A 20,274-nucleotide genomic window follows, 5' to 3' on the forward strand; every position below is an offset into this window, starting at 1 on the left:
GGGCGCTTGGGCCGGACGCGTAGTCCGGCTGTTTGACCGGCTTTGTGGCGCGCCGCTTCGTCCTGCATGGACCTGTGCATGGACTCAGTAGCGCGCCCGAAAACAGGCTTCAAAAAATAATCGAGGAATCGCGACGCGATGAGTTACCACGACGAACAGGAATCGATCGAGAGTTTCAAGGCCTGGTGGACGCAGTGGGGCAATGCGACCACGTGGCTCGTGCTGATCGTTCTGCTCGCGCTCGCCGCGTGGAATGGCTGGAACTTCTGGCAGCGCCGTCAGGCTGCGGAAGCGGCAGTGCTCTACGACCAGGTGCAGCAGGCGGCGACCGGTAATGACAAGGCGCTGCTCACGCGCATTGCAACCGACATGGAAGACCGTTTCGGCGGCACCGCGTACGCGCAGATGAGCGCGCTCACGGTGGCGAAGTCGCTCTATACGGCGGGTGACACGGCCGGTGCGAAGGCGCAACTGCAATGGGCCGCCGATCACGCCAAGGACGAGGAATTCCGTCAGGTTGCGAAGCTGCGTCTGGCTTCCGTGCTGCTCGACGAAAAGGCCTACGATCAAGGCCTCGCGCTGATTCCGCAACCGGATGCGGGTCCGTTCAAGGGCGTCGTGGCCGACGGCCGCGGCGACCTGCTCGCCGCAGCGGGCAAGCACGACGACGCGCGTGCGGCCTACAAGCTCGCGCTCGACAGCCTGCCGAAGACCGATGCTTCCGAGCGTCAACTGGTCCAGTTCAAGCTCGACGCACTGGGCGGCTGACGCGCAGCCTGCATCGATCGCAAAACCATTCAATCAACTTCATTCATGCTTCGTTCACCGATGAATCTGCTGAAACGAACCGTTGTGCCTGTCGCCTGTGCGATGACCGTTCTCGCACTGGCGGCTTGCTCGTCGACTAAAGACGAGCGCCGCGTGCCGGTGCCGCTGACCGAGTTCAAGCCGGCGCTGGACGTCCAGCAGGTGTGGAAGGCGAGCGTCGGCAAGGCCGGCCGCTATCTGTTCTCGCCGGTCGCAGTGGGCGACACCGTGTACGCCGCGGGCGAGAACGGCTCGGTCGCGAAGTTCGACGCGCAAACGGGCAAGGAAGTCTGGAGCACCAAGCTCAAGGACGATCTGTCGGCAGGTGTGGGCAGCGACGGCAACCTCACGGCGGTCGGCGGCCTGAAGGGCGACGTCTACGTGCTGGATTCGAACGGCAAGCTCTCGTGGCAAGCCAAGGCGCCGGGCGAAATCATCTCGCCGCCGCTGGTCGGCAACGGCCTCGTGGTCGTGCGCACGATCGACGGCCAGGTGGTCGCGTTCAATTCGCAGACGGGCGAGCAGAAGTGGGCCTATCGCAACCGTGCGGTGCCGCTGAACCTGCGCGTGTCGGCCGGCATGACGTTCGCAGGCGACCAGGCCGTACTGGCCGGCTTCCCGGGCGGCGCGTTCTCGGCGATCAACCTGCAAAGCGGCGACGCTTTCTGGGAAACGCCGGTGTCGTATCCGAAGGGCGTGACGGAAGTCGAGCGTATCAACGACGTGAGCGGTCCGCCCACGCTGGTTGGCGCAACCACTTGCGCGGTCACGTTCCAGGGCCAGCTTGGCTGCTTCGACGCCAACTCGGGCCGTCCGATGTGGGAAAAGCCGTTCTCGAGCACGAGCGGCATCGCTCAGGACGACACCACGGTGGTGGGCGGCGACGACTGGTCGGTTGTGAAGGCCTACAGCGTGGCCACCGGCACGCAGACCTGGAGCACCGACAAGCTCAAGAACCGCGACGTCAGCGTGCCGGCCGTGCTCGGTCATGCCGTGGCGGTGGGCGATTATCAGGGTTACGTGCACTTCCTCTCGCTCGACGACGGCAGCTTCGTTGCGCGCGTGAAGACCGACGGCAGCCCGATTACGGCAGCGCCGGTGCTGGCTGGCAATACGCTGGTCGTGCTGACGAAGGACGGCGACCTGTACGGTCTGCGTCCGCGCTAATCGAGCGATGACGCCGGGCGGCCAGCCGCCTGGTGTCGCATCGAGGGGCCGCGCCCAAGGGCGGCGGCCTCTTGTGTTTTTCCGGCGCGCATTGGGGAGTGGTCCAACGCCGCGCAAGTGGGGCAGGCAGCGCCCGCGAACTTAATGAGACGACGGATGCCCGGAGCGGCTACCTCCGGTGCTCCAGTCGAACGACGAAGCGCAACTTGTCGCTTCGGGCTGGCAGTCGCGGCATCGCGCCGGCAATCGGGCGCACGGCCCGATTCGTGATAATTTGCAACTATTGCAGCTTCTGCGGGCACTCATAGCAGACGCTTGCCGCGCAGCGTGCCGGACGTTCCGGGACCGCGCCTTACTGTAGAAAAGATCAGATGAAACCCGTAATCGCCCTCGTTGGGCGCCCCAATGTGGGGAAATCCACGCTATTCAACCGGCTCACGCGTTCGCGCGATGCGCTGGTGGCCGACCTGCCCGGTCTCACGCGCGACCGCCACTATGGCGAAGGGCGCACGGGCGACCGCGCCTATCTGGTGGTCGACACCGGCGGTTTCGAGCCGGTCGCCAAGGACGGCATCCTGCACGAAATGGCGCGCCAGACGCGTCAGGCTGTCGAGGAAGCCGACATCGTTGTGTTTATCTGCGACGGCCGTAACGGTCTGGCGCCGCAGGACAAGCACATCGCCGATTACCTGCGCAAGACCGGCCGTCCGATCTTCCTGGTGGTCAACAAGGCCGAGGGCATGAAGTACAGCACCGTGGCCGCCGACTTCTACGAACTCGGTCTGGGCGACCCGCGCGCGATTTCCGCTGCGCACGGCGACGGCGTGACGGAAATGATCAACGAGGCGCTCGACCAGGCCTACGCCGATCGTCCGGAAGAAGAGGAAGAAGATCCGGGTAAGCGCGGTGTGAGGATCGCGATCGTCGGCCGTCCGAACGTGGGCAAGTCCACGCTCGTCAATACGCTGATCGGCGAAGACCGCGTGATCGCCTTCGACATGCCGGGCACGACGCGCGATTCGATCTACGTCGATTTCGAACGCGGCGGCAAGAAGTACACGCTGATCGATACGGCCGGTTTGCGCCGTCGCGGCAAGGTGTTCGAAGCGATCGAGAAGTTCTCGGTGGTGAAGACGCTGCAGTCGATCGCCGACGCCAACGTCGTGATTCTGCTGCTCGACGCGCACCAGGAAATTTCCGACCAGGACGCCCATATCGCCGGCTTCGTGGTGGAGCAGGGCCGCGCGCTCGTGGTGGGCGTGAACAAGTGGGACGGCATGGACGATCACGCACGCGATCGCACCAAGCACCACCTGCAACGCAAGCTGAAGTTCCTCGACTTCGCCAAGTTCCACTTCATCTCGGCGACGGAAAAGTTCGGTATCGGCGCGCTGATGCGCTCGGTGGACGACGCTTACGCCGCCGCGATGGCCAAGCTGCCGACGCCGCGCCTGACGCGCGCGCTGATCGAAGCAGTGGAGTTCCAGCAGCCGCGCCGCCGCGGCCCGGTCCGCCCGAAGCTGCGCTACGCGCACCAGGGGGGCCAGAACCCGCCGATTATCGTGATCCACGGCAACGCGCTCGATGCGATTACGGAAACGTACAAACGCTATCTGGAAAATCGTTTCCGGGAAACTTTCTCGCTGACGGGCACTCCATTGCGCATAGAGTTTCGTTCTTCGACGAACCCCTACACCGAAAAGAACTGAGCTGCGTTCGCTACCCCGCATAACCGCGCGTAATGGCGCTGCCGGGCCGTCTGGCCGGGCTGCCGCTAGCGGCGCGGGGTAACGAGAATCAGCTATAGTGTAGCGATTGGTGGTGGATTTCTTTTTCTTCACCCCAATATAAGTTAAACCTGCAAAAAAATACGGAGTTTGCTATGAGCAACAAAGGGCAACTGTTACAAGACCCGTTTCTGAACGCGCTGCGCAAGGAGCACGTGCCTGTTTCGATCTACCTGGTCAACGGCATCAAGCTTCAGGGGAACATTGAATCGTTCGACCAGTACGTCGTGTTGCTCCGTAATACGGTTACGCAAATGGTTTACAAGCACGCCATTTCCACGGTGGTCCCGGCCCGTCCGGTGAATTTCCACCCGGATTCGGAAGCGTCCTGACCCATGACGCGGCCGGTCCGGGGCGCCTCGCAGGCGCTTCGCGACCGGCCGTTTCCATTTTGATACCAGCTAATTTGATCAACGCCGCACTTGTCGGCATCGACTTCGGCAAGACCGACTTCGAAGCCAGTCTCGAAGAACTCAGCCTGCTCGCCAAAAGCGCGGGCGCCACTCCCGCTGTCACGCTCACCGGACGCCGTTCGAGCCCCGACGCCGCCATGTTTATCGGCAGCGGCAAGGCCGAGGAACTGCGTCTCGCCTGTGAAGCGAACGACATCGAAATCGTCATCTTCAATCACGCGCTGTCGCCCGCCCAGCAACGTAATCTGGAGCGCGCACTCGGCCGCCGCGTGGTCGACCGCACGAGCCTCATCCTCGACATCTTCGCGCAACGCGCGCGCAGCCACGAAGGCAAGCTGCAGGTCGAACTCGCCCAGCTTCAGTATCTCGCCACGCGTCTCGTGCGCGCCTGGACCCACCTCGAGCGTCAGAAAGGCGGTATCGGTCTGCGCGGTCCTGGCGAAACGCAGCTCGAAACCGACCGGCGGCTGATCGGCGAGCGCATCAAGATGCTGCAGGGCAAGCTCGCCAAGCTGCGCCGTCAGCACGGCACGCAGCGTCGTCAGCGCGAACGTACGCGCACGATGTCGGTGTCGCTGGTCGGCTATACGAATGCGGGCAAATCCACGCTCTTCAATGCGCTGACGAAAGCGCAGGCCTACGCCGCCGACCAGCTGTTCGCCACGCTCGATACCACTTCGCGGCGCGTCTGGCTTGGCGATGAAGTCGGCCAGATCGTGCTGTCCGATACCGTCGGTTTCATCCGCGAACTGCCTCACCAGCTGGTGGCCGCTTTCCGTGCGACGCTGCAGGAAACCGTGCAGGCCGATCTGCTGCTGCACGTGGTCGATGCGTCGAGCGCCGTGCGTCTCGATCAGATCGATCAGGTCAACGAGGTGCTGCACGAGATCGGCGCCGATACGATCCGCCAGGTGCTGGTGATCAACAAGATCGACGCCGTGCCCGAACTGGCGGCCCGAGGCGGGACGGTCGAGCGGGATGAGTATGGTAATATTTCGCGCGTCTTTTTGAGCGCGCGCACGGGCGTCGGACTGGATGCGCTGCGCGCCGCCATCGCCGAAATCGCGACTGCCGAACCCCTTGGCGAGCCGTCGCAGCCTCAGGCCGCCGCCGACTGGAATCCGCTGTCGCACGAACCCAGCAGGGAACCCGAGCACGGCCGCTGAACCGAATCCGGTAGCGCCCGGCGTCGCCCTTGTGGTGCGCGGGCGCGCTTCCACGCACATGACCCGCTGTCTACTCTGGTGAACGAACACAGGTGAACGATTACAACAAGCGGACTGGCTGGCGCGCGCGTGCCATTTTCTCGCTGAACGACCCGCGATGGGGCCGCGGCGAGGGCAATGGCCAGCGTAGCGACGAACGGCGTCCCTCAGGTAACAACGGCAACAACAACGGCAACGGCGGCAAGGGCGACGGCCCGCCCGATCTCGACGAAATGTGGCGCGAGTTCAATCGCCGCCTGTCGTCGTTCTTCGGCAAGAAGGGCAAGGGGCCTGGCGGCCTCGGCCCGCGACCGGACAACGGCCACGGTGCGCGCATCGGCGTGGGCCTCGTGCTCGGCGTGCTGATCGCCATCTACGTGGGTAGTGGCGTGTTCATCATTCAGGACGGTCAGGCCGGCGTGGTCCTGCAGTTCGGCCAGTATCGCCATACGGTGGGTCCGGGCGTGCATTGGCGCCTGCCGTTCCCGTTCCAGGCGCATGATGTCGTCAATGTCGGCCAGATCCGCAGTGTCGAGATCGGCCGTAACAACGTGGTGCGTCCGTCGAACGCGAAGGATGCGTCCGTGATTACGCATGACGGCGACATTCTCGACGTGCGCCTGATCGTGCAGTACCAGGTCAAGCAGCCGACCGACTACCTGTTCCGCAGTGTCGATCCCGATCTTTCCGTGAGCCAGGCCGCGCAGGCTGCCGTGCGTGCGGTCGTCGGCGCGCACAGCACCAACGATCTGCTCTACGCGGACCGCGAACCGATCCGCGCGCAACTCGCCGATACGATCCAGCACGCGCTCGACCAGTACAAGACCGGGCTGGGCGTGGTGGGCGTGACGATTCAAAGCGTCGCGGCGCCCGATCGCGTGCAGGCGGCTTTCGACGACGAAGCCAAGGCGCATCAGGACCGCGAGCGTGCAAAGCGCGATGCGCAGGCCTATGCCGACCAGCTGCTGCCGCGTGCGCAAGCCGACGGCGCACGTCTGATCGACGATGCCAAGGCCTACAGCGACCGCGTGGTTGCGCAGGCACAGGGCGACGCCCAGCGCTTCAACAGCGTCTACGAGCAGTACGCGAAAGCGCCGGCGGTGATTCGCGAGCGCATGTACCTGGACACGATGCAGCACATCTACTCGAATTCGACGAAGGTGTTCGTCGACAGCAAGTCGGGCAATAACGTGATTTATCTGCCGCTCGACAAGATCGTCGATGCAACGCGTCAGCGTGCTGCGGCTGCGGCGGCTACTTCGGGCGCGGTCGTGCCCGCGGCGAACGCAGCGAATGGTTCGGCCGATTCGAACGCCGCATCCGCGCCGGCAGCAAGCAGCGATATGCAGCAGAATCCGCAACCGAACGCGCAGCCAAACGCGCAGCCGCAAAGCCTGCAGCAAGCCCCGCAACAGGGCGCGCAGCAAGGCTCACAGCAAGGCTCGCAGCAGCAGGGCGCGGCAGCCGCGCCCTCGGCCAGCGATGCGGCGCAAGCGGCTAGCGATGCCTTCCGTTCGCGCGACGCGTTCCGCTCGCGCGGCCGCGAAGACGACGTGCAATAAGGGGCGCCGACATGAACAAGATCATTGCGTTCGTCGTTGCCTTCGTGGTGGTGGTGCTGGTGGCATCGTCGGCGGTTTTCGTCGTCGATCCGCGTCATGTGGCCGTGGTGTCGTCCTCGGGCGGCTCGAAGGCCTCGCTGGCCGAACCCGGTCTGCACGTGAAGCTGCCGCCGCCGTTCCAGACCACGACTTTCCTCGATACCCGCATCCAGGCGTTCGACGCGCCGGACGCGGACCGTTACACGACCTCCGATAAAAGCGAGCTGCTGGTGAATCCGGTGGTGCGTTATCGCATCGGCGCGCCGCTCAAGCTGTTCGCGGCGACCAAGGGCGATCCGCAAACGCTCGCCGACCGGCTCGCTTCGCTTTCGCGCGATGCGCTGGCCGACGCGTTCTCGAAGGTCACGCTGGTCGACGCGCTTGCGCAGCAGGAAGCCATCGCGGCCCGCGCGCGCGACGAACTCAAGACGGCCGCCGCGCCGCTCGGCATCGACGTGATCGATATCGAACTCACGCGCATCGACTATCCGTCCGAAGTGGCCGACGTGGTCTACAAGCGCATGAGCGCCGCACGCGAGCAGGCCGCCGCCGACGAGCGCGCGAAGGGCGCCGCCGAAGCCCAGCAGATCAAGGACGATGCGGAGCGCAAGCAGCAGGGCGCCGTCGCGGATGTGTACAGCCAGGCGCAGGCCATCAAGGGCGACGGCGACGGCAAGGCCGCTGCGATCGCTGCACAGGCGTATGGCCGCGACCCAGACTTCTACCGCTTCTACCAGAGCATGCAGGCGTACCGCGAGAGCTTCAAGCCGGGCGATGTCGTCGTCGTCGATTCGTCGAGCGACTTCTTCCGCTACATGCGCAGCCCTAACGGGGACGCGCCGTCGGCGCCCGCCGCACCGCGCAAACACTAAACGAGACACTGGCGCCGCGCGTGTGCGCGGCGCATCTTCTTCGCATGGACATAGCCGGCTCCCTGTTGCTCGCGATCGCATTGATGCTGATTATCGAGGGCATGTTCCCGTTCGTCTTCCCGACGGCGTGGCGCGACACTTTCCGTAGAATTGCGGAACGGCCGCCACATCACATCCGGATCGGCGGGTTGATCGTGATGGTGCTCGGTCTCGTGCTGTTGATGCTCGCTACCTGAATTCAAGGCGCGCGCCGCGAGGCGTTCGCCGTTTCTATCGTCCGGCCCGTGCAGGGTGCGTTCGCGCGCGCCTTCGTCGCGTCTCGCGTTGCTCGCGCGGCCCGAATCGCGGCTTTTTTGCGGCCTTTTTCGTTGTAGGACTCACCCGATGTCGACCTGGTTACTTCCCGAGAATATCGCCGACGTGCTGCCTTCCGAGGCACGCAAGATCGAAGAGCTGCGCCGCCGCCTGCTGGACCGTTTCCGCGCTTACGGCTACGAAATGGTCATGCCGCCGCTGCTCGAGTACATCGAGTCGCTGCTGGTCGGCAGCGGGCGCGATCTGGATCTGCGTACCTTCAAGCTGGTGGATCAGCTCTCGGGCCGCACGCTCGGTCTGCGCGCCGACATGACGCCGCAGGTGGCGCGTATCGACGCGCATCTGTTGAACCGTCAGGGCGTGACGCGCCTGTGCTACGCGGGCAACGTGCTGCATACGCGCCCGCGCGGTCTGCACGCCACGCGCGAGCAGATTCAGATCGGCGCCGAAATCTACGGTCACGCCGGTCTCGAAGCCGACCTCGAAATCCAGCAACTGCTGCTCGACGCGCTGCGTCTGGCGGGCCTCTCGAAGGTGCGCCTGGATCTGTCGCACGCCGGCGTGCTCGCGGCGATTTTCGAAGCCGATCCGGCCGCTGCCGCACTCGGCGACGCGCTGTATGAAGCGCTCGCAGGAAAGGACGTGCCGCGTCTGGCCGAACTGACGGCGAAGCTGCAGCCGGTGTCGCGCGACGCACTGCGCGCGCTGCCTTCGCTGTACGGCGACGCCAGCGTGATCGACGAAGCGCGCAAGCGCCTGCCGGCGCTGCCGGGTATCGCGCGCGCACTCGACGATCTCGCATTCCTGATGGGCGAAATCGAAGGCGCGGAATTGATGCTCGATCTCGCGGATCTGGGCGGTTACGCGTATCACAGCGGCGTGATGTTCTCGGCGTATGTGGACGGCGTGCCGAACGCGGTCGCCCGCGGCGGCCGTTACGACAAGGTCGGCGAGGCTTACGGCCGTGCGCGTGCGGCAACGGGTTTCTCGCTCGATCTGCGCGAAGTGGCGCGTATTTCGCCGGTGGAAGCGCGCAGCACCGCGGTGCTCGCGCCGTGGCGTCACGACGAAGCGCTGCGCGCCGCCGTCGCGGCCCTGCGCGATGCCGGCGAAGTCGTCATCCAGGCGCTGCCGGGGCACGAACACGATATGGACGAATTCGCCTGCGACCGCGTTCTGGTCGAGCGCAACGGCGTGTGGGTCGTGGAAGCGCACGGCGCCTGAAATGTCCGCTTGATGGCGCGGGAAGGGCGCAAAAACGGTGCAGTAAGCCCTGGGCGCCAACCCGCATGCCGTTGAGCGGAAACGGAAATTCCGCGAATTTCGGGAAAAAATGGCGGTCTTGCCGCCGAACCCAGGTAGAATACGTTTTTAACCAGCTAACGAAACACCATGTCTGCCAGCGCAGTGAATGTAACCCCGGGACGCAATGTCGTCGTCGTGGGCACCCAATGGGGCGATGAAGGCAAGGGCAAGATCGTCGACTGGCTGACGGACCACGCGCAAGGCGTGGTGCGTTTCCAGGGCGGTCACAACGCCGGCCACACTCTCATCATCGGCGGCAAGAAGACCATTCTCCGACTGATCCCGTCGGGCATCATGCGCGCCGGCGTCGCCTGCTACATCGGCAACGGCGTGGTGCTCTCGCCCGAAGCCCTGTTCAAGGAAATCGGCGAACTCGAAGAAGCGGGCATCGACGTCCAGAAGCGCCTCTTCATCTCCGAAGCCACCACCCTGATCCTGCCGTACCACATCGCCATCGACCAGGCTCGCGAAGCGAAGCGCGGCGCTGCGAAGATCGGTACGACCGGCCGCGGTATCGGCCCGGCCTACGAAGACAAGGTGGCACGCCGCGGTCTGCGCGTGCAGGACCTGTTCGAGCCGGAAACTTTCGCTGCACGTCTGCGCGAAAACCTCGACTACCACAACTTCGTGCTCACGCAGTATCTGGGCGCGCCGGCTGTCGACTATCAGCAGACGCTCGACACGATGCTCTCGTACGCCGACCGTCTGAAGCCGATGGTAACGGACGTTTCGCGTCGTCTGTATGACGTGAACAACGAAGGCAGCAATCTGCTGTTCGAAGGCGCGCAAGGCACGCTGCTCGACATCGATCACGGCACGTACCCGTTCGTCACCTCGAGCAACTGCGTCGCAGGTGCGGCTTCGGCTGGCGCCGGCGTCGGTCCGCAGAAGCTGAACTACGTTCTGGGCATCACCAAGGCGTACTGCACGCGCGTCGGTTCGGGTCCGTTCCCGAGCGAACTGTACGACGCCGATAACGCCGATCGCCAGGAAGAAGTGGGCCTCACGCTCGCGAAGGTCGGCAAGGAATTCGGTTCGGTCACGGGTCGTCCGCGCCGCACCGGCTGGCTCGACGCTGCCGCGCTGCGCCGCTCGATCCAGATCAACGGCGTGACGGGCCTGTGCATCACCAAGCTCGACGTGCTCGACGGTCTCGAGGAAGTCAAGCTGTGCGTCGGCTACAAGGTCGACGGCAAGGATGTCGATATTCTCCCGCGCGGCGCCTCGCAGGTTGCAGCGTGCGAGCCGGTCTACGAAACGTTCGAAGGCTGGAAGGAAAGCACGATCGGCGTCACGCAGTTCGACGCACTGCCGAAGAGCGCCCAGGCCTACCTCACGCGTGTGCAGGAAGTCGCTGGTGTGCCGATCGACATGGTTTCGACCGGCCCGGATCGCGACGAAACGATCCTGCTGCGTCATCCGTTCAAGGTCTAAGTGGTAAGAAGGTAGAAGCAAAAGATGATTCAAATGACGGACCCGCGCAACGACGATAAGCATCTGTGGGTAGGCTGGGATGAGTATCACCGGCTGATCGAACTGCTCGCGCTCAAGGTTCACGAGTCGCGCTGGAAGTTCGACCAGATCCTGTGTCTCGCCCGTGGCGGTCTGCGCGTGGGCGACCAGCTCTCGCGCATCTACGATCTGCCGCTGGCGATTCTCGCGACCAGCTCGTACCGCGAAGCGGCGGGCACGGAGCAGGGCGAACTCGACATCGCGCAGTACATCACGATGACGCGCGGCGAACTCTCGGGCAACGTGCTGCTGGTCGACGATCTGGTCGATTCGGGCGTCACACTCGCTCGCGTGCAGGAGCACCTGAAGCTGCGCTACCCGGCGGTGACCGGCGTGCGTTCCGCGGTGCTCTGGTACAAGGGCTGCTCGAAGGTGACGCCGGACTACTTTGTCCAGCATCTGCCGACCAATCCGTGGATTCACCAGCCTTTCGAGGAATGGGACACGGTACGTCCGCACAATCTTGGCGCATGGATCAAGCGAGGCCTTCAGCAGGCCCAGCAGGATTCGCAGAAGTAAGTCGCAGCAGTAGCGCGGCCGCCATGGCATCGAACGGAGCCTCACGAGGCTCCGTTTTTTTTGCGCGCGGCCTTTGTGCTGCGGCGTTTGCCGCGCTTTGGCGCCTGCTTGCGCTCACTATGTGGCGCAGGCGGGCAGACGCTGTCAAAGGCCGATGCTAAACTGCCCCGGAAAGCGGTGCGTCGCGGGGTCACAACGCATACGCTGCGGCCCCACTGGGTTCCGCCCCCGAAGCCGGTTTAGAATAGCGCTCGTTTTTTCCGCCTCAAACGGATCTCCGCGTATATGACAACTAACACGCACGTGGCAAAACAGCCGCTACCCTCGCTCGCCGTAGCGGCCATCGGCGTGGTGTTCGGCGACATCGGCACGAGTCCGCTGTACTCGCTGAAAGAGGCGTTCAGCCCCGCCCACGGCATTCCTCTCAACGACACTTCCATCCTCGGCGTTATTTCGCTGCTGTTCTGGGCGATCGTGATCGTCGTCAGCGTCAAATACGTCCTGTTCGTGATGCGCGCCGACAACAACGGCGAAGGCGGCGTGCTCGCGCTGATGGCGATGGCCATGCGCTCGTTCGACCGCAGAAGCAAGGCGGCGGTGGTGCTCACGGCGCTCGGCATTTTCGGCGCCTGCATGTTCTACGGGGACGCGGTGATTACACCGGCGATTTCCGTCATGTCGGCGGTCGAGGGGCTCGAGCTCGCCGCACCGAAACTCGCGCATCTGGTCCTGCCGCTGACCATGGTGATCCTGATCGCGCTGTTCTGGATTCAGCGCCACGGCACCTCGCTCGTCGGCCGCCTGTTCGGGCCGATCATGGTGCTGTGGTTCGTGACGATCGCCGTGCTCGGCGTGTCGCGCATCATCGAGCAGCCGGGTGTGCTGGCCGCGTTCAATCCGTATTACGCCTTCACCTTCATGGGCGCGCACCTGCTGCAGGCCTACGTGGTGCTCGGCTCGGTGGTACTGGTGCTGACCGGCGCGGAAGCGCTCTACGCCGATATGGGCCACTTCGGCGCCAAGCCGATTCGCTGCGCGTGGTACTCGCTCGTCATGCCCTCGCTGGTGCTGAACTACTTCGGCCAGGGCGCGCTGCTGATGCAGGACCATCACGCGATCGAAAACCCGTTCTTCCTGCTCGCGCCGGACTGGGCGCTGCTGCCGCTCGTCGTGCTCTCGACGGTTGCTACGGTGATTGCGTCGCAGGCGGTGATTTCGGGCGCGTATTCGCTCACCAGTCAGGCGATTCTGCTCGGCTACGTGCCGCGCATGAAGGTGCTGCATACGTCCGATCTCGCCATCGGCCAGATCTATGTGCCGGTCGTGAACTGGATGCTGCTGTTCATCATTCTGTGCATCGTGGTGGCGTTCAAGAGTTCGGACAACCTGGCTGCCGCCTACGGTATCGCCGTGACCGCGACGATGGTGATCACCACGGTGCTGGTCGCCGTCGTGATGACGAAGGTATGGAAGTGGAACAAGGCGCTCGTGGCGGCCATCATCAGCGTGTTGCTGGCCGTGGATCTGGGCTTTTTCGGCGCCAATCTGCTGAAGGTCGAAGAGGGGGGCTGGCTGCCGCTGGGAATCGGCGCGTTGCTGTTCTTCCTGCTGATGACCTGGTTCAAGGGGCGCATGATCGTCAAGGAGCGCACGGCCGCCGACGGCATTCCGCTGATGCCTTTCCTGCAGGGTCTGCTGGCGCATCCGCCGCATCGCGTGTCGGGCACGGCGATCTACCTGACGGGCAGCGACACGCTCGTGCCGGTGAGCCTGCTGCACAACCTCAAGCACAACAAGGTGCTGCACGAACGCACCTTCTTCCTGACCTTCAAGATTCGCGACATTCCTTACGTGCCGAATGCCGAGCGCGTGAACGTGCGGGATGTGGGCGGCGGTCTGTATCTGGTGAAGGCCGATTACGGTTTCAACGAAACGCCGGACGTGAAGGCCGTGCTCGAGGAAGTGGGCCGCTCGCAAGGGCTGATGTTCGAAATGATGGACACGTCGTTCTTCATCGCGCGCGAAACCGTGGTGCCGACGCAGTTGCCCGGCATGTCGATTTTCCGCGAGCGTGTGTTCGCGTGGATGCATCAGAACGCCGCGAAGCCGACCGATTTCTTCAGCATCCCCGCCAATCGCGTGGTGGAGTTGGGGACGAAGATCGAGATTTGATGATGACTCCGGTTTCGGCCGGAGCCAGATGTAGAAAAGGCGCCGTGAAGGCGCCTTTTTTTGTTGCGTGTGCAAGGTGAGCAGCGTGAGCCCGAAGGCTCACGTGCATTGCAGGACGCTTACCGCTTCAACTTCGCAAACGCCGCCGCCATCGCGCCAGCCGGTTCCGCATCGCGCGAACGCTGGCCACCACGATTGCCGTTACCGCCGCGATCGCCGCGCTCATTCCGGTCGCGATTGCCGCCGGCACCCGCGCCGCCGCCGCTACGTTGCGCAGCGCTTGCAGGATCGTCGTCCATACGCATGGTGAGGGCGATACGTTGACGCTTCACATCGACGTCGAGCACCTTCACCTTCACGACCTGACCGGCCTTCACGACTTCGTGCGGGTCCTTGATGAACTTCGTCGACAGCGCCGAAACGTGCACCAGACCGTCCTGGTGCACGCCCACGTCGATAAACGCACCGAACGCGGCCACGTTGGTCACGACGCCTTCGAGCACCATGCCCGGCACCAGATCCGAGACCTTCTCGACGCCATCGCGGAAGGTGGCGGTCTTGAACTCGGGGCGCGGGTCGCGGCCCGGCTTTTCGAGTTCGGAGAGAATGTCGCGCACGGTCGGCAGACCGAAGCGATCATCGACGAATTCGGTCGGCGAGAGTCCCGAAAGCGCCTCGCGATTGCCGAGCACATCGCCAATCGAGCGCTTGATTTTCGCAAGCATGCGCTCGACGACCGGGTACGCTTCCGGGTGAACCGACGAGCGATCGAGCGGGTTGTCGCCGCTGTTGATGCGCAGGAAGCCGGCGGCCTGTTCGAAGGTCTTGTCGCCCAGACGCGGCACCTTCTTCAGGTGTTCGCGCGAAGGGAACGGACCGTTCGCATCGCGATAATCGACGATATTGCGCGCGAGCGTCGAGTTCAGACCCGACACGCGCGCCAGCAGCGCCACCGACGCCGTGTTCGCATCCACGCCCACCGCGTTCACGCAATCCTCGACGGTCGCGTCGAGCGAGCGGGCCAGTTCGCGCTGGTTCACATCGTGCTGATACTGGCCGACGCCAATCGCCTTCGGCTCGATTTTCACGAGTTCGGCGAGCGGGTCTTGCAGACGGCGTGCAATCGACACGGCGCCGCGCAGCGAGACATCCATGTCCGGGAATTCCTTCGCCGCCAGTTCGGATGCCGAATAAACCGACGCGCCCGCCTCGGACACCACGATCTTCTGCAGCTTCAGTTCCGGATGCTTCGAAATCAGTTCGCTTGCCAGCTTGTCGGTTTCACGCGAAGCCGTACCGTTGCCGATACTGATCAGTTCCGCCTGCGTCTGCGCGGCGATGCGCGCGAGCTTCGCGAGCGAGCCGTCCCAGTCGCGGCGCGGCTCGTGCGGGTAGATCGTGTCGGTGGCGAGCACCTTGCCGGTGCGATCGACCACGGCCACCTTCACGCCCGTGCGCAGGCCCGGATCGAGGCCGATCACGGCCTTCGGGCCGGCCGGTGCGGCCAGCAGCAGATCCTTGAGGTTGCGCGCGAATACGCGGATCGCCTCGTTTTCGGCCTGCTCGCGCAGGTTCGTCAGCAGTTCGTTTTCGAGATGCGGCTGCACCTTGACGCGCCAGCACCAGCGGCACACATCGGAAAGCCACTTGTCGCCCGGACGGCCCTGATTGGCGATGCCGAAGTGACGCGCGATATGCGCTTCGCCCGGATGCGGCGTCTGCGTATCCTGCTCGCCGCCGAGTCCCAGCTTGACCATCAGCACGCCCGCGTTGCGGCCCCGGAACAGGGCGAGTGCGCGGTGTGACGGCACGGTCTTGATGGTTTCCGAGTAGTCGTAGTAGTCGCGGAACTTCTCGCCTTCCTCGTTTTCCTTGCCTTCGACCACGCTCGACATCACCACGCCCTGGTTGTGCAGCCAGTCGCGCAGCTTGCCGAGCAGTTCGGCGGTTTCGCCGAACTGTTCCGAGAGAATGTCGCGCGCGCCGTCGAGCGCGGCCTTCACGTCAGCGACGCCCTTTTCGGCGTCGACGTACTGCGCGGCTTCGGTTTGCGGATCGAGCAGCGGGTTGGCGAGCAGCGCGTCGGCGAGCGGCTGCAGGCCGGCTTCGCGGGCGATCTGCGCACGCGTGCGGCGCTTGGGCTTGTAGGGCAGATAGAGGTCTTCGAGGACCTGCTTGCTGTCGGCGGCTGCGATGGCGGTGCGCAGCTCGTCGGTGAGCTTGCCTTGCTCTTCGATGCTCGCGAGGATCGCGGCGCGGCGCTCTTCGAGCTCGCGCAGATAGATCAGGCGTTCTTCGAGCGTGCGCAGCTGCGTATCGTCGAGATTGCCCGTGACTTCCTTGCGGTAACGGGCGATGAACGGAACGGTCGCTCCTTCGTCGAGAAGCTGGACGGCGGCCGCCACCTGACGCGGCTGAACGGTCAGCTCGCTGGCGATACGCTGGACGATCTTGAGTGCTACGGTTTCCGTCATAGGGTCTGGATATTCCTGCGAGGATCGGTTTGCGGTCCGGATTGGCTATCCGGCAACCGGCACGGCAACCGGCGGGACAGGTCCGCGATGGGAGGCCCGCCGGCCAGTAGAGCGGGGCATTTTGCCATAAATGGCGGGGCGCTCAACTCGGGGGATGTTAGAATTTGCGGCATGTTCCGCTGCCCTCAGAAGACGTTGAACCCATCCCGCTTGATGCCTGGCTTGATACCCGATTCCCTTTCCGTCCGGTCCATTGCGCGCGAAGTCGCGGCATGGCGGACCACCGCCCGTGCGGCGGCGTGTGCCGTAGCCTTGCTGGCATCGGCGAGTGTTCCGGCCCTCGCGCAGGAAGCGGCTTCCGGGGTGGTGTCCGGTGTCGATGCCGCGGGCAAGGGCGCGCAAGGCGTGCGCCCGGCGTCCAGCGCAGCCGTGCCGTTGGCGGCTTCCGGCGCGCAGGACACGAGCGGTGCGCCGAACGATTTCGGTGCGCGCCAGAAGGTGCTGGACCGGCGTACGGCGGAAAACAACTATGAATATGGCGTGGCGCAGCACAACTGCTACGACACGTTTTTCGTGAATCACTGTCTGGGCAAGGCGCGCGACAAGATGCGCGTGGTGCAGGCCGACATTCGCCGCGAGCAGTTGGCACTCGACGAAGAGCAGCGCGCCGATAACGCGCGCCGCCGCGACGAACAGGCCGCTCTGCAGCGCGCCCGCGATCAGGCCGACGCGCCGCAGCGCGCCGCCAACGAGGCGAAGAGCGCGCAGTCGTTCGAGGACAAGCAGCGCCAGCATGAGCTCGATCAGGCGCAGCGTCAGGCAGAAGCGCCGCAGCGTGCCGCCAATACGCAGGCGTTTGAGAACAAGCAGCGTCAGCACGCGCTCGATCAGGCGCAGCGTGCAGGTGCGCAGGCACAGTCGCAGCGCGACGCCAATCAGGCCGCCTACGACCGCAAGCAGTCGAATTACCAGCAGCAACTGGACCAGGCACGCCGCGAAGGCCAGCAGAAGGCTCAGGAGCGCGACCAGAAGGCGGAGCGTTTCGAGCAGAAGCAGCAGGACGCGGCAAAGCACGCGGCTGACGTGCAGGAACGTCAGAAGCAGGCGGCCGAGAAGGCGCAGCAAAAGCAGCAGCAGGAACAGCAGCAGCAGGAACAGCAGCTCAAGCAACAGCAGGATCTGCTGAAGCAGCAAAAGCAGCAGAACCAGTAATACCCGGCAACGCCCAGGCCATGCCGGGCGTTACCAGGCTTACCCGGCAACATCACGCTTTTTCAGCCAGACAGCAACCTCAGGCGTGCGACCCTTTCGCAAGGTGCACGCCGATCATGACGAGGAGGCGAGCATGCGCGAGCAACGTGAAGTCAAGAGCGAGGTCCTTCGTGACCGTATTCTGCAACTGGAATCGGAGCACGGTGATCTCAACCGTACGATCGAGCGGATGTGCGAGACGTCGGACTTCGACGATCTCGAACTGCAGAAGCTGAAAAGGCGCAAGCTCAAGCTGAAAGACAACATACTCCTGCTGCAATTGCAGCTGGACCCCGATTTACCGAAGACCTCGAACGGCCACGCCTGATTCCGGGTCCCGGCAGGCGCCGGGGCGCGGCAGCAGTCGGGCCGCGCCCCGAGATCCGAGCAGGAACCGCTTGCCTTGAACTCAACGACCGTTTCCCGATCCGGTTCTGCGCGCGACGACAGCGCGCGGAACGGCGACGCGCGCGCCGCGCAAACGGCGTCGCCGCCCGCACTGAGCCCGCGCCGTGTCGCCGAGCTCGAAGAACTGTTCGCCGCCGATGGACTGCTGGCGCGCGAGATCGACGGCTATCGTCCGCGTGCCGCGCAGATCGAGATGGCGCGTGCCGTCGCCGCCGCCATGGAAGCCGCCGCCAAGGCGCTGCCCGAACCGGCGATGTTCGAGACGCAGTCGCGTCCGGCGCGCCGTCTGGAACGTGGTGCGCCCATCGCCGCATCGGCTGGCGACGAAGCCGCGAATCTCGCCAATGCCGCCCCCGAATCCGGCGACAACACGCTGATCGTCGAAGCCGGGACCGGCACGGGCAAGACCTACGCCTATCTCGTGCCGGCCATGCTCTGGGGCGGCAAGGTGATCGTTTCGACGGGCACCAAGCACCTGCAGGACCAGCTGTTCGCCCGCGATATTCCGACGGTGCGCGACGCGCTCGCCGTGCCCGTCAGTGTCGCGATGCTCAAGGGCCGCTCGAACTATCTGTGCCACTACTACCTGCAGCGCACGGCCGATAACGGCCGCCTGCCGTCGCGACAGGAAACCTCGTATCTGCAGGAGATCATCCGCTTCGCGAAGATCACGCGTTCGGGCGACAAGGCGGAGCTCGCGAGCGTGCCGGAAACGGCGGCTGTGTGGTCGATGGTTACATCGACGCGCGATAACTGCCTTGGGCAGGAGTGTCCGAATTACAAGGACTGCTTCGTGATGCAGGCGCGCCGCGAGGCGCAGCAGGCCGACATCGTGGTGGTGAATCACCATCTGTTCTTCGCGGACATCATGCTGCGCGATACCGGCATGGCCGAACTGCTGCCGAGCGCCAACACCATCATCTTCGACGAAGCGCACCAGTTGCCCGAGACGGCGACGCTGTTCTTCGGCGAGACGCTGTCGACGTCCCAGTTCCTCGAACTCGCGCGCGATTGCGTCGCCGAAGGTCTGAGCCACGCGCGCGATGCCGTGGAGTGGGTCAAGCTCGGCGCAGGGCTCGAACGGGCGGCGCGCGATGTGCGCCTCGCGTTCAAGGAAGATTCGCTGCGCGTGTCGATCACGCAGCTCCCCGAAGATCATCCGCTATTCGATTCGCTCGACGCCTTGCAGACCGAGCTTGGCACGCTGGCCAATGCGCTCGCTGGCCAGGCGGAGCGCGCGGAATCGCTCGGCGTCTGTCTGCGTCGCGCGCGCGAACTGCAAGGCGTGCTCGGCGGCTGGACGGCAGGCGGATCAGCCGAAGTCGTGGCGGCCGACAACAAGCGCGAGAAGGCCGGAGAAAAGCCGGGCGAAGCCGCGCAGGAACACGGCGACGACGAAAAAGTCCGTTGGGTCGAAGTGTTCTCGCACACAGTCCAGTTGCACGAAACGCCGCTGTCCGTTGCGCCGATTTTCGCGAAGCAACGCGCGGGTGTGCCGCGCACGTGGGTCTTCACCTCGGCGACGCTTTCGGTGCGCGGCGACTTCACGCACTATGCGGCGCAGATGGGTTTGAGTTCGCGCCGTTCGATGACCTTGCCCAGCCCGTTCGACTATCCGCAGCAGGGCTTGCTGTACGTGCCGCGCAATATGCCGCAGCCGTCGTCGCCGCAATTCACCGATGCCGTGTTCGATGCAGCGTTGCCCGCCATCGAGGCTTCGGGCGGCGGCGTCTTTATGTTGTGCACGACCTTGCGCGCGGTCAACAAGATCGCCGATCGTCTGCGCGATACGATCGAAGCACGTGGCTGGAACACGCCGCTACTCGTGCAGGGCGATGCGAGCCGCACCGAGTTGCTCGAGCGCTTCCGCGCCTATGGCAATGCCATTCTGGTGGGCAGCCAGAGCTTCTGGGAAGGCGTGGACGTGCGTGGCGATGCGCTGTCGCTCGTCGTCATCGACAAGCTGCCGTTTGCGCCGCCCGATGACCCTGTGCTGGCCGCGCGTCTCGATGCGCTGACGAAGAAGGGCTTGAGCCCGTTCGCGGTCCATCAACTGCCACAGGCAGTCATCACGCTCAAGCAGGGGGCAGGGCGCCTGATTCGCGCGGAAACCGATCGAGGCGTGCTGATGATCTGCGATACGCGTCTTGTCGATAAGCCTTATGGCCGACGGATCTGGCAGAGTTTGCCGCCATTTAAACGCACGCGCGAGATCGAAGTTGTGCAGGCGTTTTTCTCGGGCGAAGAAGAGGCTCAGGAAGGCGCGTAATATGCGCTTTCAGTTAAGCGAGGTGAGTTACATGCGTGGAGCATGAAATTCATCCTCGTCTTATCGAAGCAACACCGAATCCGCATTTAAAGCGCGCAAATACAAAAAAGCCACGAACTCGCGTTCGTGGCTTTTTCGTTTGCCTGTCGCACGCCTGACGATGACGTCAGGCTGCACGACAGTTCGCTTCGATACCC

The 20,274-nt window shown here is 64.3% G+C and carries 16 protein-coding genes; 15 read left to right on the top strand and 1 reads right to left on the bottom strand.

The features are described 5' to 3' along the window. Positions 1–138 precede the first annotated feature (138 nt). The 12 genes from U5A67_RS20410 (at position 139) to U5A67_RS20465 (ending at position 13,675) form a co-directional block, all read left to right on the top strand. Entirely contained in the window at positions 139–768 is a 630-nt protein-coding gene (locus U5A67_RS20410; protein WP_205981819.1) for a tetratricopeptide repeat protein, read from the top strand. A 60-nt stretch (positions 769–828) separates the two neighbouring features. Further along, positions 829–1,974 (top strand): outer membrane protein assembly factor BamB, encoded by a 1,146-nt coding sequence (gene bamB / locus U5A67_RS20415; protein WP_205981818.1) that lies wholly within the window; start codon positions 829–831, stop codon positions 1,972–1,974. Between the two features lie 371 nt (positions 1,975–2,345). Next, positions 2,346–3,683: a ribosome biogenesis GTPase Der gene (der, locus tag U5A67_RS20420; protein WP_321814506.1), complete on the top strand. Its 1,338-nt coding sequence runs from the start codon at positions 2,346–2,348 to the stop codon at positions 3,681–3,683. Positions 3,684–3,856: 173 nt separating this feature from the next. After that, positions 3,857–4,093, top strand: a complete 237-nt coding sequence (gene hfq, locus U5A67_RS20425) for an RNA chaperone Hfq (protein ID WP_027814901.1) — start codon at positions 3,857–3,859, stop codon at positions 4,091–4,093. Between the two features lie 59 nt (positions 4,094–4,152). Next, positions 4,153–5,340 (top strand): GTPase HflX, encoded by a 1,188-nt coding sequence (hflX, locus tag U5A67_RS20430; RefSeq protein WP_415767877.1) that lies wholly within the window; start codon positions 4,153–4,155, stop codon positions 5,338–5,340. A 92-nt stretch (positions 5,341–5,432) separates the two neighbouring features. Next, positions 5,433–6,941, top strand: coding sequence for an FtsH protease activity modulator HflK (gene hflK / locus U5A67_RS20435; RefSeq protein WP_321814505.1), 1,509 nt, complete (start codon positions 5,433–5,435; stop codon positions 6,939–6,941). A gap of 11 nt (positions 6,942–6,952) precedes the next feature. Continuing rightward, positions 6,953–7,852, top strand: a complete 900-nt coding sequence (locus U5A67_RS20440) for a protease modulator HflC (protein WP_321814504.1) — start codon at positions 6,953–6,955, stop codon at positions 7,850–7,852. A 44-nt stretch (positions 7,853–7,896) separates the two neighbouring features. Next, on the top strand, positions 7,897–8,088 hold the full coding sequence (locus U5A67_RS20445) for a DUF2065 domain-containing protein (protein ID WP_027814897.1): 192 nt from the start codon (positions 7,897–7,899) through the stop codon (positions 8,086–8,088). Between the two features lie 148 nt (positions 8,089–8,236). Next, positions 8,237–9,391 (top strand): ATP phosphoribosyltransferase regulatory subunit, encoded by a 1,155-nt coding sequence (locus U5A67_RS20450; RefSeq protein ID WP_321814503.1) that lies wholly within the window; start codon positions 8,237–8,239, stop codon positions 9,389–9,391. 168 nt (positions 9,392–9,559) lie between these two features. Then, positions 9,560–10,906, top strand: coding sequence for an adenylosuccinate synthase (locus U5A67_RS20455; RefSeq protein ID WP_205981808.1), 1,347 nt, complete (start codon positions 9,560–9,562; stop codon positions 10,904–10,906). A gap of 24 nt (positions 10,907–10,930) precedes the next feature. Continuing rightward, entirely contained in the window at positions 10,931–11,503 is a 573-nt protein-coding gene (locus tag U5A67_RS20460) for a phosphoribosyltransferase (RefSeq protein WP_205981806.1), read from the top strand. 285 nt (positions 11,504–11,788) lie between these two features. Further along, positions 11,789–13,675, top strand: coding sequence for a potassium transporter Kup (locus U5A67_RS20465; RefSeq protein ID WP_205981805.1), 1,887 nt, complete (start codon positions 11,789–11,791; stop codon positions 13,673–13,675). 119 nt (positions 13,676–13,794) lie between these two features. On the opposite strand, the gene U5A67_RS20470 is transcribed toward U5A67_RS20465, so the two are convergent. Further along, a complete protein-coding gene (locus U5A67_RS20470) occupies positions 13,795–16,149 on the bottom strand; it encodes a Tex family protein (RefSeq protein WP_321814502.1) in 2,355 nt (784 codons plus the stop codon). 87 nt (positions 16,150–16,236) lie between these two features. Between U5A67_RS20470 and U5A67_RS20475 the strand changes: the two genes are divergently transcribed. From U5A67_RS20475 to U5A67_RS20485, 3 genes are all read left to right on the top strand, one after another. Next, on the top strand, positions 16,237–17,361 hold the full coding sequence (locus tag U5A67_RS20475) for a colicin transporter (RefSeq protein ID WP_321959738.1): 1,125 nt from the start codon (positions 16,237–16,239) through the stop codon (positions 17,359–17,361). Positions 17,362–17,494: 133 nt separating this feature from the next. Beyond that, positions 17,495–17,728: a DUF465 domain-containing protein gene (locus U5A67_RS20480; RefSeq protein ID WP_205981801.1), complete on the top strand. Its 234-nt coding sequence runs from the start codon at positions 17,495–17,497 to the stop codon at positions 17,726–17,728. 75 nt (positions 17,729–17,803) lie between these two features. Next, entirely contained in the window at positions 17,804–20,077 is a 2,274-nt protein-coding gene (locus U5A67_RS20485) for an ATP-dependent DNA helicase (protein WP_321814501.1), read from the top strand. Positions 20,078–20,274 lie beyond the last annotated feature (197 nt).

The organism is Paraburkholderia sp. J69-1 (assembly GCF_905220255.1).
In the GTDB taxonomy this organism is placed as follows: domain Bacteria; phylum Pseudomonadota; class Gammaproteobacteria; order Burkholderiales; family Burkholderiaceae; genus Paraburkholderia.

Bases quoted from the DNA above. Each gene is read 5' to 3' on its own strand.
- U5A67_RS20410 (WP_205981819.1), top strand. From the start codon at position 139: ATGAGTTACCACGACGAACAGGAATCGATCGAGAGTTTCAAGGCCTGG.
- bamB (WP_205981818.1), top strand. From the start codon at position 829: ATGAATCTGCTGAAACGAACCGTTGTGCCTGTCGCCTGTGCGATGACC.
- der (WP_321814506.1), top strand. From the start codon at position 2,346: ATGAAACCCGTAATCGCCCTCGTTGGGCGCCCCAATGTGGGGAAATCC.
- hfq (WP_027814901.1), top strand. From the start codon at position 3,857: ATGAGCAACAAAGGGCAACTGTTACAAGACCCGTTTCTGAACGCGCTG.
- U5A67_RS20440 (WP_321814504.1), top strand. From the start codon at position 6,953: ATGAACAAGATCATTGCGTTCGTCGTTGCCTTCGTGGTGGTGGTGCTG.
- U5A67_RS20445 (WP_027814897.1), top strand. From the start codon at position 7,897: ATGGACATAGCCGGCTCCCTGTTGCTCGCGATCGCATTGATGCTGATT.
- U5A67_RS20450 (WP_321814503.1), top strand. From the start codon at position 8,237: ATGTCGACCTGGTTACTTCCCGAGAATATCGCCGACGTGCTGCCTTCC.
- U5A67_RS20455 (WP_205981808.1), top strand. From the start codon at position 9,560: ATGTCTGCCAGCGCAGTGAATGTAACCCCGGGACGCAATGTCGTCGTC.
- U5A67_RS20460 (WP_205981806.1), top strand. From the start codon at position 10,931: ATGATTCAAATGACGGACCCGCGCAACGACGATAAGCATCTGTGGGTA.
- U5A67_RS20465 (WP_205981805.1), top strand. From the start codon at position 11,789: ATGACAACTAACACGCACGTGGCAAAACAGCCGCTACCCTCGCTCGCC.
- U5A67_RS20470 (WP_321814502.1), bottom strand. From the start codon at position 16,149: ATGACGGAAACCGTAGCACTCAAGATCGTCCAGCGTATCGCCAGCGAG.
- U5A67_RS20475 (WP_321959738.1), top strand. From the start codon at position 16,237: ATGGGAGGCCCGCCGGCCAGTAGAGCGGGGCATTTTGCCATAAATGGC.
- U5A67_RS20480 (WP_205981801.1), top strand. From the start codon at position 17,495: ATGCGCGAGCAACGTGAAGTCAAGAGCGAGGTCCTTCGTGACCGTATT.